Below are 21,255 nucleotides of genomic sequence, written 5' to 3'. Positions count from 1 at the left end.
CGTCCGGCAGCGCCGGGCGGATTCCCTTCCTGAATGTCCCGGCTACATCCATCCATAAATGCGTATTTATTTATTCCGAAATCTCCGCTTTGTCGTACGTAATCTGAGGCATCGCCGAGGGAGTCGGTCATAATCAGCCCCTGTCGACCAGGGAGGTGAGATGATCACAAAACGCAATATTGCCAGGGGGATGATGGCGACAGGATCGCTGGTTTATCTGCTCGGTATCTGGCGGACCTGCCCGCTGTTCAGCGGCAAAGGGTATTTTCTCGGCGTGCTGGTGATGGGGATGTTTGCTGTTCTCGCCCATCAGCGCGCCAGTCAGTGGCAGGAACAGGACGACGGTTTTATTGCCTTATGCCGGCTGGTGCTGCTGCTATCGGTCGGCCTGCTGCTGGTCGGCGCCTGGTATGTACCGGCAGACTGGCATGAAAAAGCCGTCTATATCGCGGCATGGTTTGTCTGCTTATATGGCGCATCGGCAACCCCCGAACGGACCCGCATCGCCCGCGCGATGCAAAAAACGGAATAAGCGCCGCCCCGAGGCGCGTAAAAGGTAAAAAATGATGGAAAACAAGCACGCGACGTATTCTCCTGCGTTTCATTTGATCTCCTGGATTGCCCTGATCGGCGGCATCGTCACCTATCTGGTGGGGCTGTGGAATGCCGATATGCAGTTGAATGAGAAAGGCTATTATTTTGCCGTCCTGGTACTGGGGCTGTTTGCCGCGGCATCTTATCAAAAGACGGTGCGCGATAAGTATGAAGCCATTCCGACCACCGCGCTGTACTACACCACCTGTCTGGTGGTCTTCGTTATCGCTGTAGGTCTGCTGGTTATCGGACTGTGGAATGCCACTCTGCTGCTCAGCGAGAAAGGGTTCTATGGGCTGGCGTATTTTTTGAGCCTGTTTGGCGCTGTTGCGGTACAGAAAAACGTGCGTGATGTCTGGGACCCGACGCGCTTACGGGAACCTCTCAGCGTGACGGAAGAGGGGCCTGAGACGTAAGTCGGGCCCCTCCGGGCGGCGGACCGTTAGCTGACCAGCCGGCGGCTATCAATCCGCTGCACCAGGCCTGACAGCAGCAGGCTGCCGAGCAGGGCGGCGCTAAATATCCACACAATATCCAGCAGCGGCCAGCGGGATAGCTCCAGATGGCTGGCGCGCAGCGCATGCACTATCAGGGCATGAAAGCCGTAGATCCCCAGCGAATGTCGCGCAATGCAGGCGATACCGGGCAGGGGACGCGCGTTAAGCCAGTTTTTGGCCAGCGTCAGCAGGGTGACCGCGCAAACAAACACCGCCGGTCCGCAGTAGAGATACCAGGTGTCGCCGAAGTCTCCGCGCCAGCGCAGCTCATGCAGCGTGCCGCGGGAAATGACCCACACGGCGGCGATGAACAGCGCGGCGCAGAGCGGTGTTAGCCATTTTTTATCGGTGTCCAGGGTGCCAATGGCTCTGCCCAGCACGCCGTAGAGCACGTAGTAGAAGGTGTCGCCGTTGATATAGAGGTTGACTGGCAGCCACTCAATCCCGACGGCTTTAACGCTGACCATATTGGGGTTGGCCAGAATGCCGAGGATCGCCATCAGCGCCAGCAGCATTGTGCTACTGGTGGACTTAACCTGAATCAGCGGCGAGAGCAGGTAGATGACGGCGATAGCAAAGAAAAACCACAGGTGGTAGAAGACAGGCTTCTGCAGCAAATTCTTTAACGACAGCTCGACGTTGATATGGGTAAACAGCGTGATATACAGCAGAGATAGCGCGCTATAGAACGCAATGCACAGGCCAATCCGCCAGAAATGGCGCGGCTGGGCGCTGCGTTCCCCAAAAAAGAGGTAGCCCGAGATCATAAAAAACAGCGGCACGCTGACGCGGGAGGCGGAATTGAGCAGATTGGCGATATCCCATTGCAGCAGGGTAATCGCATGGGGGTGAGTGATATACCAGCTGGTGCTGTGGATCATCACCACCATCATGCAGGCGATGCCGCGCAGGTTGGTGATCCAGTGTATCTTTTCTTGCATCAGTCCCTCAATGTCTGCTGGCGAAATAAGATATGACCTGCCCGGTTTCCCGGTGTCGCAATAGATTAGTCTGAGTTTTCGGTCACAGACTTGTCGCAGTTTCATGATATTCGCAAAATACCTGTAATACTGAATCTTTAAGATAACAACTTGCTAACAAGGCGGTGGAGGAGAACGTGGTGAAAGGTGTTGTTTCCGTCATGCTGGTGCTGCTCCTCGCGGGCTGCAGCGAGACCGTCTCCCCGCCGACGCAAAAAGCGCAGCGCGCTCGTATTACGCCGCAAACCACGCTCAATATGGCGCAGCTTTGCAAGGATCAGGCGGCTATCCGCTATAACACGCAAACGCAGCTCGTTGACGTGAACCACTTTGAACAATTCCAGGCGAGCTATGAGCTTTCTGGCCGTACCGGCAAGAATGAGCGTTTCATCTGTTCCTTTGACCCGGACGGCCAGTTTATGCATCTTTCGATGCGCTGAATCGACCCCGCCTGGCGTAAATTTCGTCCGTTTTCCTGAAACAACGCCGTTTCGTACTGTATATCTCGCAGCCAGCGGGTATACTGACTCCTTCCTTTAAATCCACACGTATCCAGCACGAAATCATATGCAAAAGTTTGATACCAGGACCTTCCAGGGCCTGATCCTGACCTTACAGGATTACTGGGCTCGTCAGGGCTGCACCATTGTTCAACCACTGGACATGGAAGTCGGCGCCGGCACCTCTCACCCGATGACCTGCCTGCGCGCGTTAGGACCGGAGCCGATGGCGACCGCCTACGTGCAGCCTTCCCGTCGTCCAACCGATGGCCGCTATGGCGAAAACCCGAACCGTTTACAGCACTACTATCAGTTCCAGGTGGTGATTAAACCCTCTCCGGACAACATCCAGGAGCTGTACCTCGGGTCGCTGAAAGAGCTGGGTATGGACCCGACTATCCACGACATTCGCTTTGTCGAAGACAACTGGGAAAACCCGACGCTGGGCGCCTGGGGTCTGGGCTGGGAAGTGTGGCTCAACGGCATGGAAGTGACGCAGTTCACCTACTTCCAGCAGGTCGGCGGCCTCGAGTGTAAGCCGGTGACCGGCGAGATCACCTACGGTCTGGAGCGTCTGGCGATGTACATCCAGGGTGTGGACAGCGTCTATGACCTGGTCTGGAGCGATGGCCCGTTGGGGAAAACCACCTACGGCGACGTGTTCCACCAGAACGAAGTGGAGCAGTCCACCTATAACTTCGAATATGCCGACGTCGACTTCCTGTTCACCTGCTTCGAACAGTATGAGAAAGAGGCCCAGCAGCTGCTGGCGCTGGAGACCCCGCTGCCGCTGCCGGCCTACGAGCGTATTCTGAAAGCGGCTCACAGCTTCAACCTGCTGGATGCGCGTAAAGCCATCTCCGTCACCGAGCGTCAGCGCTATATCCTGCGCATTCGCACCCTGACTAAAGCAGTGGCGGAAGCGTACTACGCTTCCCGTGAAGCGCTCGGCTTCCCGATGTGCAACAAGAATAAATAAGAGGCGGCCATGTCTGAGAATACTTTTCTGGTGGAAATCGGCACTGAAGAGCTGCCACCAAAAGCGCTGCGCAGCCTGGCGGAATCTTTTGCTGCGAATGTGACCGCGGAGCTGGATAACGCTGGCCTTGCGCACGGTAAAGTGGAATGGTTTGCCGCCCCGCGTCGTCTGGCGCTGAAGGTGGCCAACCTGGCGGCGGCGCAAGCCGATCGCGAAGTGGAAAAACGCGGCCCGGCTATTGCCCAGGCGTTCGATGCCGAAGGCAAGCCAAGCAAAGCGGCCGAAGGCTGGGCGCGCGGCTGCGGTATCACCGTCGATCAGGCCGAACGTCTGACCACGGACAAAGGCGAGTGGTTGCTGTATCGCGCCCATGTGAAGGGCGAAAGCACCGAAGCGCTGCTGCCGAACATGATTGCCAGCTCGCTGGCGAAGCTACCGATCCCGAAACTGATGCGCTGGGGCGCGTCTGACGTCCACTTCGTGCGTCCGGTACACACGGTGACTTTGCTGCTGGGTGACAAAGTGATCCCGGCCACTATCCTCGGTATTCCGTCCGATCGCGTGATTCGCGGCCATCGCTTTATGGGCGAGCCGGAGTTCACCATCGACCATGCCGACCAGTACCCGCAGATCCTGCTGGAGCGCGGTAAAGTCATCGCCGATTACGAACAGCGTAAAGCCAAAATCAAAGCTGATGCGCAAGAGGCGGCGCGTAAGATCGGCGGTCAAGCCGATCTGAGCGAAAGCCTGCTGGAAGAGGTCACCTCGCTGGTGGAATGGCCGGTGGTGCTGACGGCGAAGTTCGAAGAAAAATTCCTCGCGGTGCCGTCTGAAGCGCTGGTTTACACCATGAAGGGCGACCAGAAGTACTTCCCGGTCTACGACAACGCCGGCAAACTGCTGCCGAACTTTATCTTCGTGGCCAACATCGAGTCCAAAGATCCGCAGCAGATCATCTCCGGTAACGAGAAGGTGGTCCGTCCGCGTCTGGCCGATGCCGAGTTCTTCTTCAATACCGACCGTAAAAAACGTCTGGAAGATAACCTGCCGCGTCTGGAAACCGTGCTGTTCCAGCAGCAGCTGGGCACCCTGCGCGACAAGACCGATCGCATCCAGGCGCTGGCGGGCTGGATTGCCGAACAGATTGGCGCTGACGTGAACCACGCAACCCGCGCGGGCCTGCTGTCCAAGTGCGACCTGATGACCAACATGGTCTTCGAGTTCACCGACACCCAGGGCGTGATGGGGATGCACTACGCGCGCCATGACGGCGAAGCGGAAGACGTGGCCGTGGCGCTGAACGAGCAGTATCAGCCGCGATTTGCTGGCGACGCGCTGCCGTCTAATCCGGTGGCCTGCGCGGTAGCGATTGCCGATAAGATGGACACCCTGGCGGGTATCTTTGGTATCGGTCAGCATCCGAAAGGCGATAAAGACCCGTTTGCGCTGCGTCGCGCCGCGCTGGGCGTGCTGCGTATCATCGTTGAGAAGAACCTGGATCTCGATCTGCAGACGCTGACCGAAGAAGCGGTTCGTCTGTACGGTGAGAAGCTGACCAACGCCAACGTGGTTGATGATGTGATCGACTTTATGCTGGGCCGCTTCCGTGCCTGGTATCAGGACGAAGGCTACGGCGTCGACACGATCCAGGCGGTACTGGCGCGTCGTCCAACCCGCCCGGCGGATTTCGATGCGCGTATGAAGGCGGTATCGCACTTCCGTACTCTGGAAGAGTCCTCCGCGCTGGCGGCGGCAAACAAACGTGTCTCTAACATCCTCGCGAAATCCGATGAGACGCTGAACGACATCGTTCACGCTTCGGTGCTGAAAGAAGCGGCGGAAATTAAGCTGGCGGGTAATCTGGTGGTGCTGCGCGACAAGCTGCAGCCGTATTTCGCCGCAGGCCGTTATCAGGATGCGCTGATCGAGCTGGCCGCGCTGCGCGAGCCGGTGGATGAGTTCTTCGAGAACGTGATGGTTAACGCTGAAGACAAAGATGTTCGCATCAACCGTCTGACGCTGCTGTCCAAACTGCGTGAACTGTTCCTGCAGGTGGCGGATATTTCTCTGCTGCAGTAAGCGTATCGGTAATAATAAAGACCTGCCTCAGGGCAGGTTTTTTTATACGTGAAATATAAATAGGTGAACCGTTAATAATTCTGCCATTGATATCTTCATTATTTGCATTCATCGAGAAGAAAAGTTTTAGGAATATATAAACATAATTCCGAGAGGTATTTACGCTAGAATGGCGGCGGGTGCTTGAGACTATGTGTCTCAGGTATTCAGCGGGAGACAGACAGAGAAAAGCCCCACCTGATAGTAATCAAAGTGAGGCTCCCCTATGCATGAACACCATAAGAGTAGCCTCTTACTTGTTGAAAATCAACACTGGAGGCGTGGAATGCCGCAAAAGTATCTGTTGTTTGGCTTAGTAGTGATTTGCTTCACTATTTTATTATTGACCTGGATGGTTCGTGATTCGCTATGTGAATTACAGCGCAGGCAGGGAAATATTGAGCTGGTGGCATTCTTAGCCTGTGATATTAAACAGTAAGAGCATCTGGTGGGGATCTATCCCCACCATGCTTGCGGTGTCAGGCATTCTCAATGCACCCTTTCATTGTTCACCAAATAAATCATTTGCCTCCTGATATCAGGAGGCCTTTTTATTTTTACAAGATCGTTGAATAAAACAGGCTTGCAACGCATACCGGAGTGTGGCTATCCTATGTCCCGACGAATCCCTCGTCTCACCGGAGCGCGCCCCACAAATGAACAAACACGACTGATGAATTTCACGCCTTACCTCGCAGACGTTGCGGGTAGGGGAGTATTGATTTCATTCAGGAGTGCTTATGGCTCATTGCGCCCACATCCCCGCTTTTGTTTTACATCAGGTCACCTGTCAGTTTGCGACGGGACAGACCCTGTTTGGTCCGCTCAGCGTCTCGCTGGAACCGTCCCTTTGCGGCCTGGTCGGCCGGAACGGCGTCGGCAAGACTCGTCTGCTGCGTCTGCTGGCGGGCCTTGATTCTCCTGCCGGCGGCCATATTGAGCGCGCCGCCGCCGTTGCCTGGGTAGCGCAGCAGCCGACGCTCACGCCGGAGACCACCCTCGCTACGCTGCTGGGCTATGCGTCGGTTTTTGCCGCCTTGTCTCGCCTTGAACAGGGCCAAGGGCTGGCCGACGATTTCGATCTGTTAGATGGTCACTGGGATCTCACCGATCGCCTGAGTTTAGCGTTCCGTGAAGCCGATCTCCCGCCGTTCTCTGCCGATCGCCCCGCGTTTTCACTCAGCGGCGGCGAGCGGATGAAGGCTCTGCTGTGCGGCGCCTTCGTCTCGGGCGCCGATTATCTGCTGCTGGATGAGCCTACCAACCATCTGGACCGCCAGGGGCGGGAGTGGCTCTATCACCAACTGGAAAGCTGGCAGGGCGGGGCTCTGATCGCCAGCCACGACCGCGAGCTGCTGACGCGGATGCCGAGGATTATTGAGCTGACGCCGACGGCGCTGCGCAGCTACGGCGGCAACTATGATGAATATCAGCGCCAGCGTATGGCGGAGCAGCAGGCTGCGCGCGCGGCGCTGGAGCATGCCGTGACCGACCGACGGCGCACCCGCGCGCGAATGCAAAAGGAGCATGACGCCGCCCAGCGGCGCTCGGCTCAGACGCTGCGTACCGTTGATACGCTAAATATCGCCTCCTTCGAGCGCGTGAAGTACAAAGGCGCGGCAAAAGAGCGCCCGGGAGCGCTGCGCCGTCAGCATCGTGAACAGAACAGCAGTCTGAATGCCGCCGTGCAGCAGGCGCGGGAGCGGGTTGAGGAAGAGACCCCAGTGATGTTTACCCTGCCGGGTAGCGAAGTGGCCGCCGGCAAGCAGGTTCTGGTGGTGGAGTCATTGCAGCTCGACCATGCGCCGGCTGCGCCGCTGAACTGGCGTATCGATGGTCCGATGCGCATCGCGCTAAAGGGGCCAAACGGCTGTGGCAAAACCACTTTGCTGAAAACGCTGTTGGGGCTGGAGCAGGCCGCGTCAGGCGATGTTCGGCTTTCGGTGAGCGCCGCTTACCTCGATCAACATCTGACGCAGCTGGATTTATCCCTGTCGGTAATGGCGCACCTGAGCCTGGAAGATACCCCACTGGATGAGGGCCTCCTGCGCACCCGCCTGGCGCAGCTCCAGCTGGGCGCGGATAAGGTCACTCTGCCGCTGTCGGCGCTCAGCGGCGGCGAGCGCCTGAAAGCGGCGCTGGCGTGCGTGCTCTGGCGACGCGAGCCTGCCCAGCTGCTTTTGTTGGATGAGCCAACCAACCATCTCGATTTAGCATCGACGCAGGCTATTGAAAGCGCGCTGGCGGCGTTTCCCGGCGCGATGCTGGTGGTGTCGCATGATGAGGCGTTTTTACAAGGTCTGAAGCTGACCCATAGTCTGGCGTGGCGGGAGACGAGCTGGCACTTTTCCCTGCTTTGAATGCCCGGTAGCCGCCATCTTATGCTGGCGGCTACTGGCGACAGATAAAAAAAATCCCCGCCATCAGGCAGGGATTCTCGATTCTTAGCGGCTTGAACTTACAGAGAAGTTACGTTGCCAGCTGCCGGGCCTTTAGCGCCGCTTTCGATGGTGAAGGATACTTTCTGACCTTCGTCCAGGGATTTGTAGCCATCGTTCTGGATAGCAGAGAAGTGTACGAACACGTCTTTAGAGCCATCGTCAGGAGTGATGAAGCCGAAGCCTTTGTCAGCGTTGAACCATTTTACGATACCAGTCATTTTACCGGACATAGTGAATTACCTTTAAAAAAATAAGTGAGCCTTGCGGCGTAGGGGTCTGGACTACAGATTTAAAGCGATAAAGGGAAAGTTCACTACGGGGGTATCTTTGGATAACCTTTGAAGGACTGCTCTATTCGACTGCTCTGTGGTCTGTACATCAAACCTGCGAGCATTAACGCACGTTCAGCACCTGATAGCAAACTTTTTTTTACGGTGCAGCGGCAAAAGCTCCCTTACTGGCCTTTGCCGCTGCGCGCGAGATTAATCGAGTAATTGTCGTGAAAGCTGTGGATTGGCCTGAATCAGGCGCATCAATTTCAGCTCGGTGGGAGACGGTCTGACCCGTCTCGACTCCCACTCTCTTACCATGGCGACGCTCACGCCCATGACGTTGGCAAAGTCGTCAATCTTAAGTCCAGTGCCTTTACGCAGCTGTTCAAATTCACTAAATACAGTGGACTTACGGTTTGAGGTAAGTTTCTGATTATCATCCTTAAAAACGATGTGTTCCAGGCTGCTCAGCAGTTCAAACACGGGATCTTTATATTCCATTGAGAACTCCTTTTATCACACAGCGGAAAAGATTTTTCTATAGCTCATTAAGAATAGTCAGAAAATGGCGCAAGGGATGGTAACGTCGGTGATTATTTGCCAACAGGCTATCGAATCTGCCCCGACAGCCAAACGGCAGCGTAGCCTAAAAGAATGATTATTAACGCGATGAGGTGGCTTCGAAAATTTTTGTAAACGGATAAGAAAAAAGCGGCAAAGCCGGCGCGGGGCGCCGGCTTATAGGGTTAGGCTTTCTGCAGGCTTCTCGCCTCATCTGTCGTCGCCGGCACGGATTTACTGACCCGGTACTTGATCAGCAGCGCAAAGGCTGACAGGAACGCCGGGATGGCCAGCAGGGTGAAAATGGTCTCAAAGGAGAGCTGAGCCTGCATCAGGAAGGCGCCGCTGAACGCGCCGAGGATGCCGCCGAAGCGGCCGATACCCAGCATCCAGGCGACGCCGGTGGCGCGCCCCTGCGTCGGATAGAAGCCAGCCGCCAGCGCCGGCATCGACGACTGCGCGCCGTTCATAATGCTGCCGGCGATAAAGACCATCACTCCCATTAGCGCCAGGCTGCTGGTGGAGAAACCCACCAGGCAGACAAAAACGCCGGTCAGCAGCCAGCCGACGGCCACCACTTTATTGGGGTTGATCTTGTCCATCAGGGCGCCGAGGATCAGCACGCCAATCCCGCCGCCGAGCGGGAACAGGGCGGTGATAATTGAGGCCTGACTCATCGAGGCGCCGGTTTCACGGATGAGCAGCGGCAGCCAGCTGGTCAGCAGATAGAAAATCAGCAGGCCCATAAAGTAGGTCAGGCACAGCATCACGGTACCCACCGCGTAGCGAGGAGAGAAAATGACGCCGATCGCGGATTTCTCTTTCACCTGGCCTGCTTCGCGTAGTACAAATTCCACTGTCTTCGGCAGCGGCGCGATATGGCGCAGGATAGCAGCAATGCGCTGCGCCGGGTGCTGCTTCACTACCAGATAGCGGACGGACTCTGGCAGCAGGAATATTAATGCCACCGCCAGCAGGAGGGGCATCACGCCGCCCAGCACCAGCACGCTCTGCCAGCCATAGTGCGGGATCATCCAGGCGGATAAAAAGCCGCCCAGCGAAGATCCCATCGGAAAGCCGACAAACATCAGGTTCACCAGCAGCGCCCGACGGCGCTCCGGCGCATATTCACTCATTAGCGTTGCGGCATTCGGCATCGCCGCGCCAAGGCCCAGACCGGTCAGGAAGCGCAGCAGCGTCAGCTGATTAAGGCTGGTGGCGAAGGCGGTGAGCAGGCTGAATCCGCCGAACACCACGATCGACATGATCAGCACTTTTTTGCGGCCGATGCGGTCAGCCAGCGGCCCTGCGGTTAAGGCGCCGACCGCCAGGCCCACCAGCGCGGCGCTCATCACCGGGCCGAGGGCCGATTTTTCCACGCCCCACTCTTGCACCAGGTCGGAGGCGATGAACCCGATAATTGCGGTATCGAACCCGTCCATCGCGACGGTGATAAAGCAGAGCGCAAGGATCATCCACTGGTAGCGGGTGAAGGGGTGCTCGTTGATAAAGGCCTGAATGTCGATGGTTGTCTTAGTCATACGGCTTTCCTGGCAGACTGAGCGAGGGACAGAGGTTTATTATTATCGTCGCCTTCGCGTCGTTGAGTTTGATTTGTGCGATAATCGAACATGTCGCCGTTAATCGCTCATTCATCAAATCATTGAAGTGCGAGGCAGGCAATCCAGACGCGTGCCAAAGCGTGCGATTATCGTCCGCTTTAAGGCGCAGTGCCGGGTTGTGGCTTTTTATTTATATTAATATCAATGGTTTATGAGGTTCTGGCCCACCTGATCTTAAGACCATATTTGTGATGCGCATAACAGACGTTCTACAGCGCGACGATGGCGTGCAAAATGGTGTTTTTCCCGCGTAAGATTAGCAGGAAAGGGTATCCTGCGAGGCCGAGCTGGACTATCCTTGTCAGCGTCTGGCACGTGTGTGCCGTTGTGCGCTTTTTTTGGCTGAAAGGAGTAAAAAAATGGCGACAGGAAAGTCCTGCTCTCGCTGGTTTGCGGCTATGGCGGCCTTATTGATGGTGGTTAGCCTGAGTGGGTGTTTTGATAAAGAGGGCGATCAGCGCAAAGCGTTTATCGACTTCCTGCAGAATACGGCGATGCGTAGCGGTGAACGTCTGCCGACGCTGACCGCCGATCAGAAAAAACAGTTTGGGCCTTTTGTCTCTGACTACGCGGTGATCTACGGTTACTCGCAGCAGGTGAGCCAGGCGATGGACGCTGGTCTGCGCCCGGTGGTGGACAGCGTCAATGCGATCCGCGTCCCGCAGGATTATATGACCCAGCGTGAGCCGCTGCGTCAGGCGAACGGCGCGCTGGGCGTGCTCAGCCAGCAGCTGCAGAATGCGAAAATGCAGGCCGATGCCGCGCATGGCGCGCTGAAGCAGGCTGACGATCTCAAGCCGGTCTTCGATCAGGTTTACGCCAAGGTGGTGACGGCGCCAGCCGACGCGCTGCAGCCGCTGATCCCGGCCGCGCAGATCTTTACCCAGCAGCTGGTTCAGGTTGGGGATTTTGTCGCTCAGCAGGGGACGCAGGTGAGCTTTGTCGCCAACGGCATTCAGTTCCCAACCTCCCAGCAGGCCAGCCAGTACAATGCGCTGATTGGGCCGCTGGCGGCGCAGCATCAGGCGTTTAATCAGGCATGGACGGCGGCGGTGAACGCCACCCGTTAATGCTTCATCTGGCTGACGTTGGCTGCGGCGAACGGGCAGGATGATGGACAGGATGCAAAAAGAACCCGGGGAGGGCGGTTGCCGCCGTTACCCGGGTTTTTTTATGGCTTATTTTACCTGCGGATTGACGCAGTTTTTCTCTACGTTGCCGTTCAGGGCGTCGATCAGGTTGTCCACCGCGCAGGCCGCCATATTGTAGCGCGTCTCATGGGTGGCGGAGCCGATATGCGGCAGCGCGACGACGTTCGGCAGGCTCAGCAGCGGTGAGTCCTTGGCCAGCGGTTCGTGTTCGAACACATCGAGACCGGCAGCGTGGATCTCACCGTTCTGCAGGGCGGCGATCAGCGCCTGCTCGTCCACTACCGGGCCACGCCCGGCGTTAATGAAGATGGCGGAAGATTTCATTTTTGCAAACTGCGCCTGACCGAACAGATGGTGAGTCTCTTCGCTCAGGGGCAGGATCAGGCAGACAAAGTCAGCCTCCTGCAGCAGGGTATCGAGATCGCAATAGCGGGCATTGAAGCGTTCTTCCGCCTGCGGATGCTGGCGACGCGCGTTATACAGGATTGGCATGCCGAACCCGAAGTGGGCGCGCTGCGCCAGCGCCATACCGATGCGGCCCATGCCGACGATGCCTAAGGTTTTATGGTGAACATCCGTGCCGAACCAGTCCGGACCAATGCTCTTCGTCCATTCACCCGCTTTGACGCGCTCCGCCACTTCCACCACCCGGCGCGCGGTACTCAGCACCAGCGCCATGACCGTATCGGCGACGGTCTCGGTCAGCACGGTCGGGGTATGCATCAGCAGCACCCGGCGGGCGTTCAGCGCCTCGACGTCGAAGTTGTCATAGCCAACGGAAACGGTGGAGGTCGCACGCAGCTTCGGCATCTTCTCCAGCAGCGCGGCGTCAACCTTTTCGCTGGAGCCCAGCAGGCCTTCAGCCTGGGCGAAGGCCTCAGCGTGCTGCGAAACGGTCTCCGGCCGCAGGTTTTTCACCTGAGTGACGGAAAAGTGCTCCTCCAGATGCTGTAGCAGGTCGTCGGGAAGCGTTTTATAGAGAATGACAGACGGCTTCATGCGAATCTCCGTAGTATGAGTCGTTCAGGCGTGATGAGCGCCAAGTGGAAGGTTTTGATTATTAGCAGGCTTAACAATCAAAGTCAGCCATACTGAGGCGAAAAGCGCTACCCCCATAAAAATATAGGACGCTGCGGGGCTGCCGGTGGCGCCGTTCAGGTAGCCGACAAACCACGAGCCGCAGAAGGAGCCCAGGGCGCCCATGCTGTTGATCAGCGCCATGGCGCCCCCGGCGACGTTGCGCGGCAGCATTTCCGGAATAATGGCGAAGAAGGGGCCGTAAGGCGCATACATTGCCGCCCCGGCCACCACCAGCAGGGTGTAGGAGACCCAGAAGTGGTTGGCGCCGACCGCCCAGGAACCGATGAAGGCCAGTCCGCCAATCAGCAGCAGCGGCCAGACGAACAGCTTACGGTTTTGCAGTTTATCCGAGGCCCAGGAGACGACGATCATGGCGATGGTGGCCGCCAGGTACGGGACAGAAGAGAGCCAGCCCACTTCCACCATCCCCATATTTTCACCGCCGCTGCGGATAATCGACGGCAGCCACAGTACAAAGCCGTATACGCCGATACTCCAGGCAAAATACTGCGCGCAGAGCAGGATCACGTTGCGGGAGCGGAAGGCTTCGCCATAGTTACGCACCGCTTTGATGCCTTGCTGTTCACGATCCAGTTGTTCCTGCAGCGCCGCTTTTTCACTCTCCGCCAGCCAGGACACCTGCGACGGCTTATCTTTCACCAGCACCCACCAGCAGAAGGCCCAGATCACCGCCGGCACCCCTTCGATGATGAACATTTCCCGCCAGCCGAAGGCCTGAATCAGGTAGCCGGAGACTACCGACATCCACAGGACCGTCACCGGGTTACCGAGGATCAGGAAGGTGTTGGCGCGAGAGCGCTCTGATTTGGTGAACCAGTTGCTGATATAGATAAGCATCGCCGGCATCACCGCGGCTTCGACGACGCCGAGGATAAAGCGGATCGCCGCCAGCGCCGGGATATTATGCACAATACCGGTCAGGGAGGCGCAACCGCCCCACAGGATCAGGCAGATAAAGATCAGTTTGCGAACGCTGCGGCGCTCCGCATAGATAGCGCCGGGGATCTGGAAGAAGAAGTAGCCGAGGAAGAACAGCGCCCCCAGAAGGGAGGAGATCCCCTTGGTGATGCCCAGGTCTTCGGTAATGCCTGCCGCGGAGGCGAAGCTGAAGTTGGCGCGGTCGAGGTACGCCAGGCTATACGTGATAAACACGATAGGCATGATGTACCACCAGCGTTTCGTTGCATTTGTTGAGCTATTCATAGGCTTGCCTCTGTCAATGAGGAGACATACGTCCGTCGAAACGGACGCTGCTGTGCCGCGCTGCAGGTAGGGTACAGGACGGCTGTTATCGTTGCGTAGAAAAGTTACTCGCCCAGCGCGTCGCGAGTGGGCAGCCCCTCGCTGTCGCCCTGGACCTGAATCGCCAGCGAACCGATTTTATTGCCGCGGTTCACCGCCTGAAGCAGGGTTTTGCCTTCCAGCAGGGCGCTAATCACCCCGACGGCAAAGCCGTCGCCGGCGCCGACGGTATCGACGACGTTATCGACTTTAATGGCATCGACCGTTCCCTGTTCGCCGCTGGCGCTCTTGAACCAGGCGCCGTCGCAGCCGGTTTTAATGACTACCGCCTTGACGCCGCGGGAGAGATAGAAATCGGCAATCCCTTCCGGGGTCTGCTGGCCGGTAAGAATCACGCCCTCTTTTAAGCCTGGCAAAACCCAGTCAGCCTGGAAGGCGAGACGGTTGAGTTTCTCCACCATCTCGGCTTCGCTTTTCCACAGCACCGGGCGCAGATTGGGGTCGAAAGAGAGGGTTTTTCCTTCGGCTTTCATTACCTTCGCCGCATGCTCCAGCAACGCGTAAGAGCTCTCAGAAAGGGCCGCCGCGACGCCGCTCAGGTGCAGATGGCGGGCGCTGGTGAAGTAGTCGGCGCGAAAATCGTCCGGCGAAAGATGGCTGGCTGCGGATCCTTTGCGGAAATACTCCACAATGGGATCGGTTCCATTTTCGACTTTCGATTTCATCTGGAAACCGGTAGCGAAGCGGTTGTCGATGGCCACAGCGTGGCTATCGATCCCCTCTTTCGCCAGCGATTGCAGTACGAAGCGGCCAAAGCTGTCGTTGCCGACGCGGCTCACCCAGCCGACTTTCAGACCCAGGCGCGCCAGGCCGGTGGCGACGTTCAGCTCGGCGCCGGCGACACGTTTCATGAAATGCTCCACCTCGGCCAGATCCCCGGTTTCGGTGGCGACAAACATGGCCATAGCTTCGCCGATGGTGATGACATCTAAATTTTCCACGACTTAATCCTCGCGTAACAGGTTGACGTAGCGGCGGGTCACGGCCGTCAGGTCATGGCCAGTCAGCGGAAACTCGATTCCACGCGGCGCGTCGGCGGGAAGATTATCGAGCAGGGCCAGCCAGCGTTCGGCGGCCTGATCCGGCGGTACAGCGCGGAATTTCTCATGATGAGGCTCCGCCGCTTTAACATGAATATAGCTGACCGCCGGCGCAAGATGACGTGCCGCCTCTTCCGGCGAATCGCCAACCCACAGCCAGTTGCCCATATCAAACGTTAAGGTGATCGGCAGCTGATGGACCCGGCAGGCGGCTTTGAAGCGCTGCATCGGCGCCAGCTGGCCGCAGTCGGTCTGGTCATTCTCTACCACCAACGCCATGCCGCTGTCGCTGAGGATATCGCGCAGTTCATCCAACTGCTGATTGTGGAGGAAATGGCCAAGGGAGAGCTTCAGCCACAGAGCGTTCAGGGTTTGCGCTTCCGCGAGCAGCGTCGGGAGATCCGGGTTAAGCTCGCCGTTGTCGGTGAACAGCGCCTGCGGCGCGGAGTAGCAGGCCAGCAGGCCGTGGCGCTCAATGGTGGCCGCCAGCGAGGGCAGAGCGTTGAGCTCTTCCGCGCTGCACAGCTCGCGGCGGATTTCGACGCCGTCCGCGCCGGCGTTGGCGATAAACGGCAGGACGGCGGCCTGCCCGCCTAAGGATTTAACATGGTCATTACCATACGCAGCGGTAACGACAATAATTTTTCTGGCCATCGCGCTCTTACTCCCGGCGTTTGTTGCTTAATCTCCTTAATACGCTAGATGGTATCGGTTCCATAAGAAAGGGCGAGATGTTTAATTTATGATCGGCATCACGAAGGATCGTTAACGGGAGGTTGATCCGCGGACGATAAGCTCGCCGGAAAATACCCGTTCGCGGATGGGGTCGTTAGTGCCGGCAATGCGCCGAATAACCTGTTCGACCGCCGCGTAGCCGATCTGCCACGTCGGCTGTTTGAGGGTGGTAATACCGACGCCGGCCAGCTCCGCCCACTCCAGTTCGTCGAAGCCCAGCAGGCCGATATCGCTCCCCCAGATCAGGCCGACGCGCTTCAGGGCGCGGGCTACCTGCAGCGTCAGCGCGCCGTTGGCGGAGATGACCGCTTTGCGCATCCCGCGGTGGCGGGCATGGAACTGACGCAGGACGTTGTCCAGCATCGCGCCGTCGTTAAGCTGCACCTCGGCGTTTTCGGCCACCACGCCGTGGTGGCGGGCAAGCGTGGCGCGAAAGGCGCTCAGGCGCTCGCGACGGGTATTCACCGAGCCCAGCGGTTCGCTGAGAAACAGGATGGCCTCGAATCCTTTTTCCACCAGATGTTCGGTGGCGGTGGTGGCGGCCTGGGCGTTATCAAGCCCGACCACATCGCAGGCGAAGTCGGGGATTTTACGGTCAATCAGCACCATCGGCAGGGCCGACTGCTGCAGGCGGTTCAGGCCATCCTCCCGCATACCGACTGCGTTGACGACAATACCCTCCACCTGGTAGCTGCGCAGCAGGTCCAGGTAGTGCAGCTCCTGATCGAGCTCGTTATTGGTATTACACACCAGCAGGGTGAAGCCCTTTTCCCGGCAGGCTGCTTCAATGCCGCTCATGACGTTGACCGAGTAGGGGTTGGTGATATCGGCGATGATCAGGCCGATGAGGCGGGTCCGGCCGTGCTTGAGGCCGCGGGCCATCAGGCTGGGGCGGTAGTCGAGTTCGGCAATGGCTTTTTCAATACGTGATAACAGGTCGTCGGAAAGCAGATGCTTCTCGCCGTTAAGATAACGTGAAATGCTGGTTTTGCCGGTCTTTGCGGCTTTCGCCACATCGCTGATAGTTGCACGCGCCGCTTTCGCCATGGTGGCTTCCTTTGCTGAAAATCTGCCAACACCTTAGCGCGAAAAATAGCGATATCAAGCATTTTGCCCGGCAGAACGGCTGCCGGGCGATATGAAGATGCGCTTACTGCAGCGGGCTGAGGGTGATTTCCACGCGACGGTTCTGCGCTTTGCCTTCCGCCGTGCTGTTGCTGGCGATCGGGTTTGCCGGGCCCATGCCGGTGGTGCGAATGCGATTGGCCGCCACGCCCTGGGTGATGAGCGCGCTGGCGACGCTGTCCGCACGCTGTTGCGACAGACGCATATTCAGATCCTTGCTGCCGGTGCTGTCGGTGTAGCCGACCACGTTAACAGCGGTTTTCTCATACTCTTTCAGCACCATGGCCACGCCGGTCAGGGTGTTGGCGCCGGCCGGCTTCAGGTTGGCGCTATTGCTGTCGAAGGTGACGTTATTCGGCATGTTCAGCACGATATTGTCGCCATTTCGCGTCACGCTGACCCCGGTTCCCTGCATTTTGTCGCGCAGCTTCGCTTCCTGCACGTCCATGTAGTAACCAATGCCGCCGCCGAGCGCCGCGCCGGCCGCTGCGCCAATCAGCGCGCCTTTGCCGCGGTCATGTTTGGAAGAGGAGAGCGCGCCGACGCCAGCGCCCACTAAGGAGCCAATACCTGCGCCAATACCGGATTTGCCTGCTTCACGTTCACCGGTATAGGGGTTGGTGGTGCAGCCAGAAATGGCCAGAGTGCCGCTGACCAGCGCCGCAATCATAAGTACGCGTTTTTTCATTTAATATCCTTAATCCTTTTTATTCTTTGTCACAGCGAACGTGACGGTTGATTATGACGCGCGATTACGGAGAAAATTCCCCGGATACCATCTCTTTTTGTAAATAACATTGAACGGTTGCCCATCACGCCGTCATGACACCTGCATTCGCTGACCAGGAGCCGCCCTTGCCAACCTCATCTGCAACCAAAACCATCTTAACCGCCGCCCACTGGGGACCGATGCTGGTGGAAACGGACGGGGAAAACGTCCTCTCTTCCCGCGGCGCGCTGGCGACACCGTTTGCCAACTCGCTGCAAACGGCAGTGCGCGATCAGGTGCACAGCAAAACCCGCGTGCGCTATCCAATGGTGCGTAAAGGCTTCCTTGCTTCACCGGACAAGCCCCAGGGGGTCCGCGGTCAGGATGAATTCGTGCGGGTGAGCTGGGAGCAGGCGCTGGATCTGATCGATGCCCAGCATCGGCGGATCCGCGACAGCTACGGTCCGGCCTCCATTTTTGCCGGCTCCTACGGCTGGCGCTCTAACGGCGTATTGCATAAGGCGGCGACGCTGCTGCAGCGCTATATGAGCCTGGCGGGCGGCTATACCGGCCATCTTGGCGATTACTCCACCGGCGCGGCGCAGGCGATCATGCCTTATGTCGTTGGCGGCAATGAGGTGTATCAGCAGCAGACCAGTTGGCCGCTGGTGCTCGAGCACAGCGAAGTGGTGGTGCTGTGGAGCGCCAACCCGCTGAACACGCTGAAAATTGCCTGGAATGCCTCCGACGAGCAAGGGATCCCGTGGTTTGATCGGCTGCGCCAGAGCGGTAAGCGGCTGATCTGCATCGATCCGATGCGATCGGAAACCGTCGATTTCTTTGGCGATTCGATGGAGTGGATCGCGCCGCATATGGGCACCGACGTCGCGCTGATGCTGGGGATCGCCCATACGCTGGTGGAAAATGACTGGCAGGATGATGCGTTTCTTACCCGCTGCACCAGCGGCTACGATATTTTTGCCCGCTATCTGACCGGCGAAAGCGACGGCGTAGCGAAAACCGCTGAGTGGGCAGCAGCGATCTGCGGCGTTAAAGCAGATAAAATCCGCGAACTGGCGCAACTTTTCCACGAAAATACCACTATGCTGATGGCCGGCTGGGGCATGCAGCGTCAGCAGTATGGCGAGCAGAAACACTGGATGCTGGTCACTCTGGCCGCCATGCTGGGACAGATCGGCACCCCCGGTGGCGGGTTTGGTCTTTCCTATCATTTTGCCAACGGCGGCAACCCGACCCGCCGCGCGGCGGTGCTGGGCTCGATGCAGGGGAGCGTGGCCGGAGGCGTGGACGCGGTGGAGAAGATCCCGGTCGCACGAATTGTCGAGGCGCTGGAGAATCCGGGGGCGGAGTATCAGCACAACGGCATGGCGCGGCGCTTTCCCGATATTCGCTTTATCTGGTGGGCCGGCGGCGCCAACTTTACTCATCATCAGGACACCAACCGACTGATTCAGGCGTGGCAGAAACCGGAGCTTATCGTCATTTCCGAATGCTTCTGGACCGCCGCCGCGCGCCATGCCGATATCGTCCTGCCGGCGACCACCTCGTTTGAGCGCAACGATCTGACCATGACCGGGGACTACAGTAACCAGCATCTGGTGCCGATGAAGCAGGTGGTTGCTCCGCGAGATGAAGCGCGCGACGATTTCGCGGTCTTTGCCGACCTCAGCGAACGCTGGGAGGCGGGTGGCCGCGAACGCTTCACCGAAGGGAAGAGTGATTTGCAGTGGCTGGAGACTTTCTATCAGATGGCCGCCCGGCGCGGCGCCCAGCAGCAGGTGACGCTGCCGCCATTTGCCGAATTCTGGCAGGCTAACCAGCTGATTGAGATGCCGGAGGAGCCGGAGAATGCCCGTTTTGCGCGTTTCGCCGCCTTCCGCGCCGATCCCCAGGCCAACCCGCTGAAAACGGCGAGCGGTAAAATAGAGATCCACTCGCCGACCATCGCCGCTTTTGGTTACGCCGACTGTCCGCCGCATCCGATGTGGCTGGAGCCCGACGAGTGGCATGGCAACGCAGAGGCGGGGCAGCTGCAGCTGCTGTCGGCCCATCCGGCCCACCGTCTGCACAGTCAACTGAACCACACCGCGCTGCGCGAGCGCTATGCCGTCGCCGGGCGCGAACCGGTGACTATTCATCCGCAGGATGCGCAGGCGCGCGGGATTGTCGATGGCGATTTGGTGCGGGTATGGAACGCCCGCGGTCAGGTGCTGGCCGGCGCCGTGGTGACGGAGGGGATCCGCCCGGGGGTGATTTGCCTGCATGAAGGAGCGTGGCCCGACCTGGATCCGCAGGTCGGCATCTGCAAAAACGGGGCGGTGAACGTCTTAACCAAAGATATTCCGACATCCCGGCTGGGCAACGGCTGTGCCGGGAACACCGCCCTGGCGTGGCTGGAGAAATATACCGGCCCGGCGCTGCCGCTTACGGCATTTGATCCGCCGGCCAACGCATAATCCACGTCGGGTGCTGAGTATCGTCCTGCCATGCGCAGTCTTCAATCCGGAAGCCCTGCGCATGGTAGAAACTGACCGCCGATTCGTTCTTCTGATAAACCTCAAGGCTCAGCCAGGCGTAGTGCTGTTTGATTTCATCCAGCAGCGCCCGGCCAATGCCCTGGCGGGTGGCGCCCGGCGCGACAAACAGCGCGCCGACGAAACGGGAGTCCAGCACGCTGACAAAGCCTTTTAACTCGCCATCCTGCTCCCAGACCCAGGTGCTGGCGGCGGGAAGATAGACATCCCGTACTACCGCGACGCTGTCGCGCCAGTAGCTTTCGCTGATAAAAGGATGGGCATGAATCGTGCTGTCCAGCCACAGCGCCAGCAGCGGCGCGGTATCTTCAGTGTCCCACTTGCGGATCATCCTGACCTCCAGGGTGACAGAAGCAGCCGGTGACATGGTCGTTGACCAGCCCACAGGCCTGCATAAAGGAATAACAGATTGTCGAGCCGACAAACTTAAAGCCGCGTTTTTTCAATGCCTTCGACAGCGCATCGGAGGCCGGCGTCGTGGTGGGAATTTCCGCCAGCGTCGCAGCGCGGGTCACCTGTGGCGCATTGTCGACGAAGGACCAGACAAAATCAGTGAACGACTCGCCATTTTCTTCCATCGCCAGATAGGCGCGGGCGTTGCCGATAATGGCCTGGATTTTTCCCCGATGGCGAATGATGCCGGTATCCTGCAGGAGTCGCTCGATATCGTCATCACCCATCGCCGCCACGCGCACCGGATCGAACTGGTGAAAAGCCTGGCGGTAGTTCTGCCGTTTTTTTAACACCGTGATCCACGATAAACCGGCCTGCTGGCCCTCAAGGCAGATCATTTCAAACAGCTGGCGACCCTCTTTTTGCGCCACACCCCATTCGGTATCGTGATACTCGATGTATAACGGATCCTGACTCACCCATCCGCAACGCTGCATAGCTGTTTCTCCCTCTGCGCTAAAAAAGTGGACGCCCGCCTTGACGGCTGAAAGATAAAGATAATAGTTAATACAGGGAAATC

Annotated in this window: 22 protein-coding genes; 10 read left to right on the top strand and 12 right to left on the bottom strand. The window is 58.3% G+C overall.

Annotation, left to right across the window (positions count from 1 at the left end):
• Positions 1-160 precede the first annotated feature (160 nt).
• Positions 161-532, top strand: coding sequence for a hypothetical protein (locus KPHS_50860; RefSeq protein ID YP_005229386.1), 372 nt, complete (start codon positions 161-163; stop codon positions 530-532).
• Between the two features lie 31 nt (positions 533-563).
• Positions 564-1,010, top strand: coding sequence for a YiaB family inner membrane protein (locus tag KPHS_50850; protein ID YP_005229385.1), 447 nt, complete (start codon positions 564-566; stop codon positions 1,008-1,010).
• Positions 1,011-1,036: 26 nt separating this feature from the next.
• Here KPHS_50850 and KPHS_50840 read toward each other — a convergent pair whose 3' ends face one another.
• On the bottom strand, positions 1,037-2,032 hold the full coding sequence (locus KPHS_50840; RefSeq protein ID YP_005229384.1) for an inner membrane protein YiaH: 996 nt from the start codon (positions 2,030-2,032) through the stop codon (positions 1,037-1,039).
• 179 nt (positions 2,033-2,211) lie between these two features.
• Here KPHS_50840 and KPHS_50830 point away from each other — a divergent pair, with 179 nt between their 5' ends.
• The 5 genes from KPHS_50830 (at position 2,212) to KPHS_50790 (ending at position 8,028) form a co-directional block, all read left to right on the top strand.
• Positions 2,212-2,511: a putative outer membrane protein gene (locus tag KPHS_50830; RefSeq protein YP_005229383.1), complete on the top strand. Its 300-nt coding sequence runs from the start codon at positions 2,212-2,214 to the stop codon at positions 2,509-2,511.
• Positions 2,512-2,638: 127 nt separating this feature from the next.
• On the top strand, positions 2,639-3,550 hold the full coding sequence (locus KPHS_50820) for a glycyl-tRNA synthetase subunit alpha (protein ID YP_005229382.1): 912 nt from the start codon (positions 2,639-2,641) through the stop codon (positions 3,548-3,550).
• 9 nt (positions 3,551-3,559) lie between these two features.
• Positions 3,560-5,629: a glycyl-tRNA synthetase subunit beta gene (locus KPHS_50810; protein YP_005229381.1), complete on the top strand. Its 2,070-nt coding sequence runs from the start codon at positions 3,560-3,562 to the stop codon at positions 5,627-5,629.
• 325 nt (positions 5,630-5,954) lie between these two features.
• Positions 5,955-6,107: a small toxic polypeptide gene (locus KPHS_50800; RefSeq protein YP_005229380.1), complete on the top strand. Its 153-nt coding sequence runs from the start codon at positions 5,955-5,957 to the stop codon at positions 6,105-6,107.
• A 301-nt stretch (positions 6,108-6,408) separates the two neighbouring features.
• The gene (locus KPHS_50790) at positions 6,409-8,028 is read left to right on the top strand and encodes an ABC transport system ATP-binding component (protein YP_005229379.1); all 1,620 of its coding nucleotides are present in this window, start codon (positions 6,409-6,411) and stop codon (positions 8,026-8,028) included.
• 98 nt (positions 8,029-8,126) lie between these two features.
• Here the strand turns inward: KPHS_50790 and KPHS_50780 are convergent, their stop codons facing one another.
• From KPHS_50780 to KPHS_50760, 3 genes are all read right to left on the bottom strand, one after another.
• A complete protein-coding gene (locus KPHS_50780) occupies positions 8,127-8,339 on the bottom strand; it encodes a major cold shock protein (RefSeq protein ID YP_005229378.1) in 213 nt (70 codons plus the stop codon).
• A 252-nt stretch (positions 8,340-8,591) separates the two neighbouring features.
• Positions 8,592-8,882 carry a putative transcriptional regulator gene (locus tag KPHS_50770; protein YP_005229377.1) on the bottom strand — a complete coding sequence of 97 codons (291 nt, stop codon included), beginning with the start codon at positions 8,880-8,882 and terminating at the stop codon, positions 8,592-8,594.
• Positions 8,883-9,127: 245 nt separating this feature from the next.
• A complete protein-coding gene (locus KPHS_50760; protein YP_005229376.1) occupies positions 9,128-10,483 on the bottom strand; it encodes a major facilitator superfamily permease in 1,356 nt (451 codons plus the stop codon).
• 440 nt (positions 10,484-10,923) lie between these two features.
• Here KPHS_50760 and KPHS_50750 point away from each other — a divergent pair, with 440 nt between their 5' ends.
• Entirely contained in the window at positions 10,924-11,634 is a 711-nt protein-coding gene (locus KPHS_50750; protein ID YP_005229375.1) for a DUF3053 domain-containing protein, read from the top strand.
• A 108-nt stretch (positions 11,635-11,742) separates the two neighbouring features.
• On the opposite strand, the gene KPHS_50740 is transcribed toward KPHS_50750, so the two are convergent.
• The 5 genes from KPHS_50740 to KPHS_50700 form a co-directional block, all read right to left on the bottom strand.
• Positions 11,743-12,714, bottom strand: coding sequence for a 2-hydroxyacid dehydrogenase (locus tag KPHS_50740; protein ID YP_005229374.1), 972 nt, complete (start codon positions 12,712-12,714; stop codon positions 11,743-11,745).
• 24 nt (positions 12,715-12,738) lie between these two features.
• Positions 12,739-14,019 (bottom strand): general substrate transporter, encoded by a 1,281-nt coding sequence (locus tag KPHS_50730; RefSeq protein YP_005229373.1) that lies wholly within the window; start codon positions 14,017-14,019, stop codon positions 12,739-12,741.
• A gap of 104 nt (positions 14,020-14,123) precedes the next feature.
• Entirely contained in the window at positions 14,124-15,059 is a 936-nt protein-coding gene (locus KPHS_50720) for a putative kinase (RefSeq protein YP_005229372.1), read from the bottom strand.
• A gap of 3 nt (positions 15,060-15,062) precedes the next feature.
• Positions 15,063-15,812, bottom strand: a complete 750-nt coding sequence (locus tag KPHS_50710; protein YP_005229371.1) for a putative sugar phosphate isomerase/epimerase — start codon at positions 15,810-15,812, stop codon at positions 15,063-15,065.
• A gap of 111 nt (positions 15,813-15,923) precedes the next feature.
• On the bottom strand, positions 15,924-16,940 hold the full coding sequence (locus tag KPHS_50700; protein ID YP_005229370.1) for a putative transcriptional regulator: 1,017 nt from the start codon (positions 16,938-16,940) through the stop codon (positions 15,924-15,926).
• On the opposite strand from KPHS_50700, the gene KPHS_50690 reads away from it, so the two are divergent.
• Positions 16,919-17,035, top strand: coding sequence for a hypothetical protein (locus tag KPHS_50690; protein YP_005229369.1), 117 nt, complete (start codon positions 16,919-16,921; stop codon positions 17,033-17,035). The genes KPHS_50700 and KPHS_50690 overlap by 22 nt on opposite strands.
• A gap of 8 nt (positions 17,036-17,043) precedes the next feature.
• Here KPHS_50690 and KPHS_50680 read toward each other — a convergent pair whose 3' ends face one another.
• Positions 17,044-17,706, bottom strand: a complete 663-nt coding sequence (locus KPHS_50680; protein ID YP_005229368.1) for a putative outer membrane lipoprotein — start codon at positions 17,704-17,706, stop codon at positions 17,044-17,046.
• 167 nt (positions 17,707-17,873) lie between these two features.
• Here KPHS_50680 and KPHS_50670 point away from each other — a divergent pair, with 167 nt between their 5' ends.
• On the top strand, positions 17,874-20,204 hold the full coding sequence (locus KPHS_50670; protein ID YP_005229367.1) for a biotin sulfoxide reductase: 2,331 nt from the start codon (positions 17,874-17,876) through the stop codon (positions 20,202-20,204).
• On the opposite strand, the gene KPHS_50660 is transcribed toward KPHS_50670, so the two are convergent.
• Together KPHS_50660 and KPHS_50650 are read right to left on the bottom strand one after the other, a co-directional pair.
• On the bottom strand, positions 20,173-20,613 hold the full coding sequence (locus KPHS_50660; protein ID YP_005229366.1) for a GNAT family acetyltransferase: 441 nt from the start codon (positions 20,611-20,613) through the stop codon (positions 20,173-20,175). The two genes, KPHS_50670 and KPHS_50660, sit on opposite strands and share 32 nt — an antisense overlap.
• Positions 20,591-21,172 (bottom strand): 3-methyladenine DNA glycosylase, encoded by a 582-nt coding sequence (locus KPHS_50650; protein YP_005229365.1) that lies wholly within the window; start codon positions 21,170-21,172, stop codon positions 20,591-20,593. The genes KPHS_50660 and KPHS_50650 overlap by 23 nt, the downstream gene beginning before the upstream one ends.
• Between the last annotated feature and the right edge of the window lie 83 nt (positions 21,173-21,255).

Source organism: Klebsiella pneumoniae subsp. pneumoniae HS11286 (assembly GCF_000240185.1).
In the GTDB taxonomy this organism is placed as follows: domain Bacteria; phylum Pseudomonadota; class Gammaproteobacteria; order Enterobacterales; family Enterobacteriaceae; genus Klebsiella; species Klebsiella pneumoniae.
This window is presented reverse-complemented; position numbering and strand designations above follow the sequence as displayed.

What these genes read in the sequence shown, in the direction of transcription:
- KPHS_50860 (YP_005229386.1), top strand. Translation starts at nt 161, where the DNA reads ATGATCACAAAACGCAATATTGCCAGGGGGATGATGGCGACAGGATCG.
- KPHS_50850 (YP_005229385.1), top strand. Translation starts at nt 564, where the DNA reads ATGATGGAAAACAAGCACGCGACGTATTCTCCTGCGTTTCATTTGATC.
- KPHS_50840 (YP_005229384.1), bottom strand. Translation starts at nt 2,032, where the DNA reads ATGCAAGAAAAGATACACTGGATCACCAACCTGCGCGGCATCGCCTGC.
- KPHS_50820 (YP_005229382.1), top strand. Translation starts at nt 2,639, where the DNA reads ATGCAAAAGTTTGATACCAGGACCTTCCAGGGCCTGATCCTGACCTTA.
- KPHS_50810 (YP_005229381.1), top strand. Translation starts at nt 3,560, where the DNA reads ATGTCTGAGAATACTTTTCTGGTGGAAATCGGCACTGAAGAGCTGCCA.
- KPHS_50800 (YP_005229380.1), top strand. Translation starts at nt 5,955, where the DNA reads ATGCCGCAAAAGTATCTGTTGTTTGGCTTAGTAGTGATTTGCTTCACT.
- KPHS_50790 (YP_005229379.1), top strand. Translation starts at nt 6,409, where the DNA reads ATGGCTCATTGCGCCCACATCCCCGCTTTTGTTTTACATCAGGTCACC.
- KPHS_50780 (YP_005229378.1), bottom strand. Translation starts at nt 8,339, where the DNA reads ATGTCCGGTAAAATGACTGGTATCGTAAAATGGTTCAACGCTGACAAA.
- KPHS_50770 (YP_005229377.1), bottom strand. Translation starts at nt 8,882, where the DNA reads ATGGAATATAAAGATCCCGTGTTTGAACTGCTGAGCAGCCTGGAACAC.
- KPHS_50760 (YP_005229376.1), bottom strand. Translation starts at nt 10,483, where the DNA reads ATGACTAAGACAACCATCGACATTCAGGCCTTTATCAACGAGCACCCC.
- KPHS_50750 (YP_005229375.1), top strand. Translation starts at nt 10,924, where the DNA reads ATGGCGACAGGAAAGTCCTGCTCTCGCTGGTTTGCGGCTATGGCGGCC.
- KPHS_50740 (YP_005229374.1), bottom strand. Translation starts at nt 12,714, where the DNA reads ATGAAGCCGTCTGTCATTCTCTATAAAACGCTTCCCGACGACCTGCTA.
- KPHS_50730 (YP_005229373.1), bottom strand. Translation starts at nt 14,019, where the DNA reads ATGAATAGCTCAACAAATGCAACGAAACGCTGGTGGTACATCATGCCT.
- KPHS_50710 (YP_005229371.1), bottom strand. Translation starts at nt 15,812, where the DNA reads ATGGCCAGAAAAATTATTGTCGTTACCGCTGCGTATGGTAATGACCAT.
- KPHS_50700 (YP_005229370.1), bottom strand. Translation starts at nt 16,940, where the DNA reads ATGGCGAAAGCGGCGCGTGCAACTATCAGCGATGTGGCGAAAGCCGCA.
- KPHS_50680 (YP_005229368.1), bottom strand. Translation starts at nt 17,706, where the DNA reads ATGAAAAAACGCGTACTTATGATTGCGGCGCTGGTCAGCGGCACTCTG.
- KPHS_50660 (YP_005229366.1), bottom strand. Translation starts at nt 20,613, where the DNA reads ATGATCCGCAAGTGGGACACTGAAGATACCGCGCCGCTGCTGGCGCTG.
- KPHS_50650 (YP_005229365.1), bottom strand. Translation starts at nt 21,172, where the DNA reads ATGCAGCGTTGCGGATGGGTGAGTCAGGATCCGTTATACATCGAGTAT.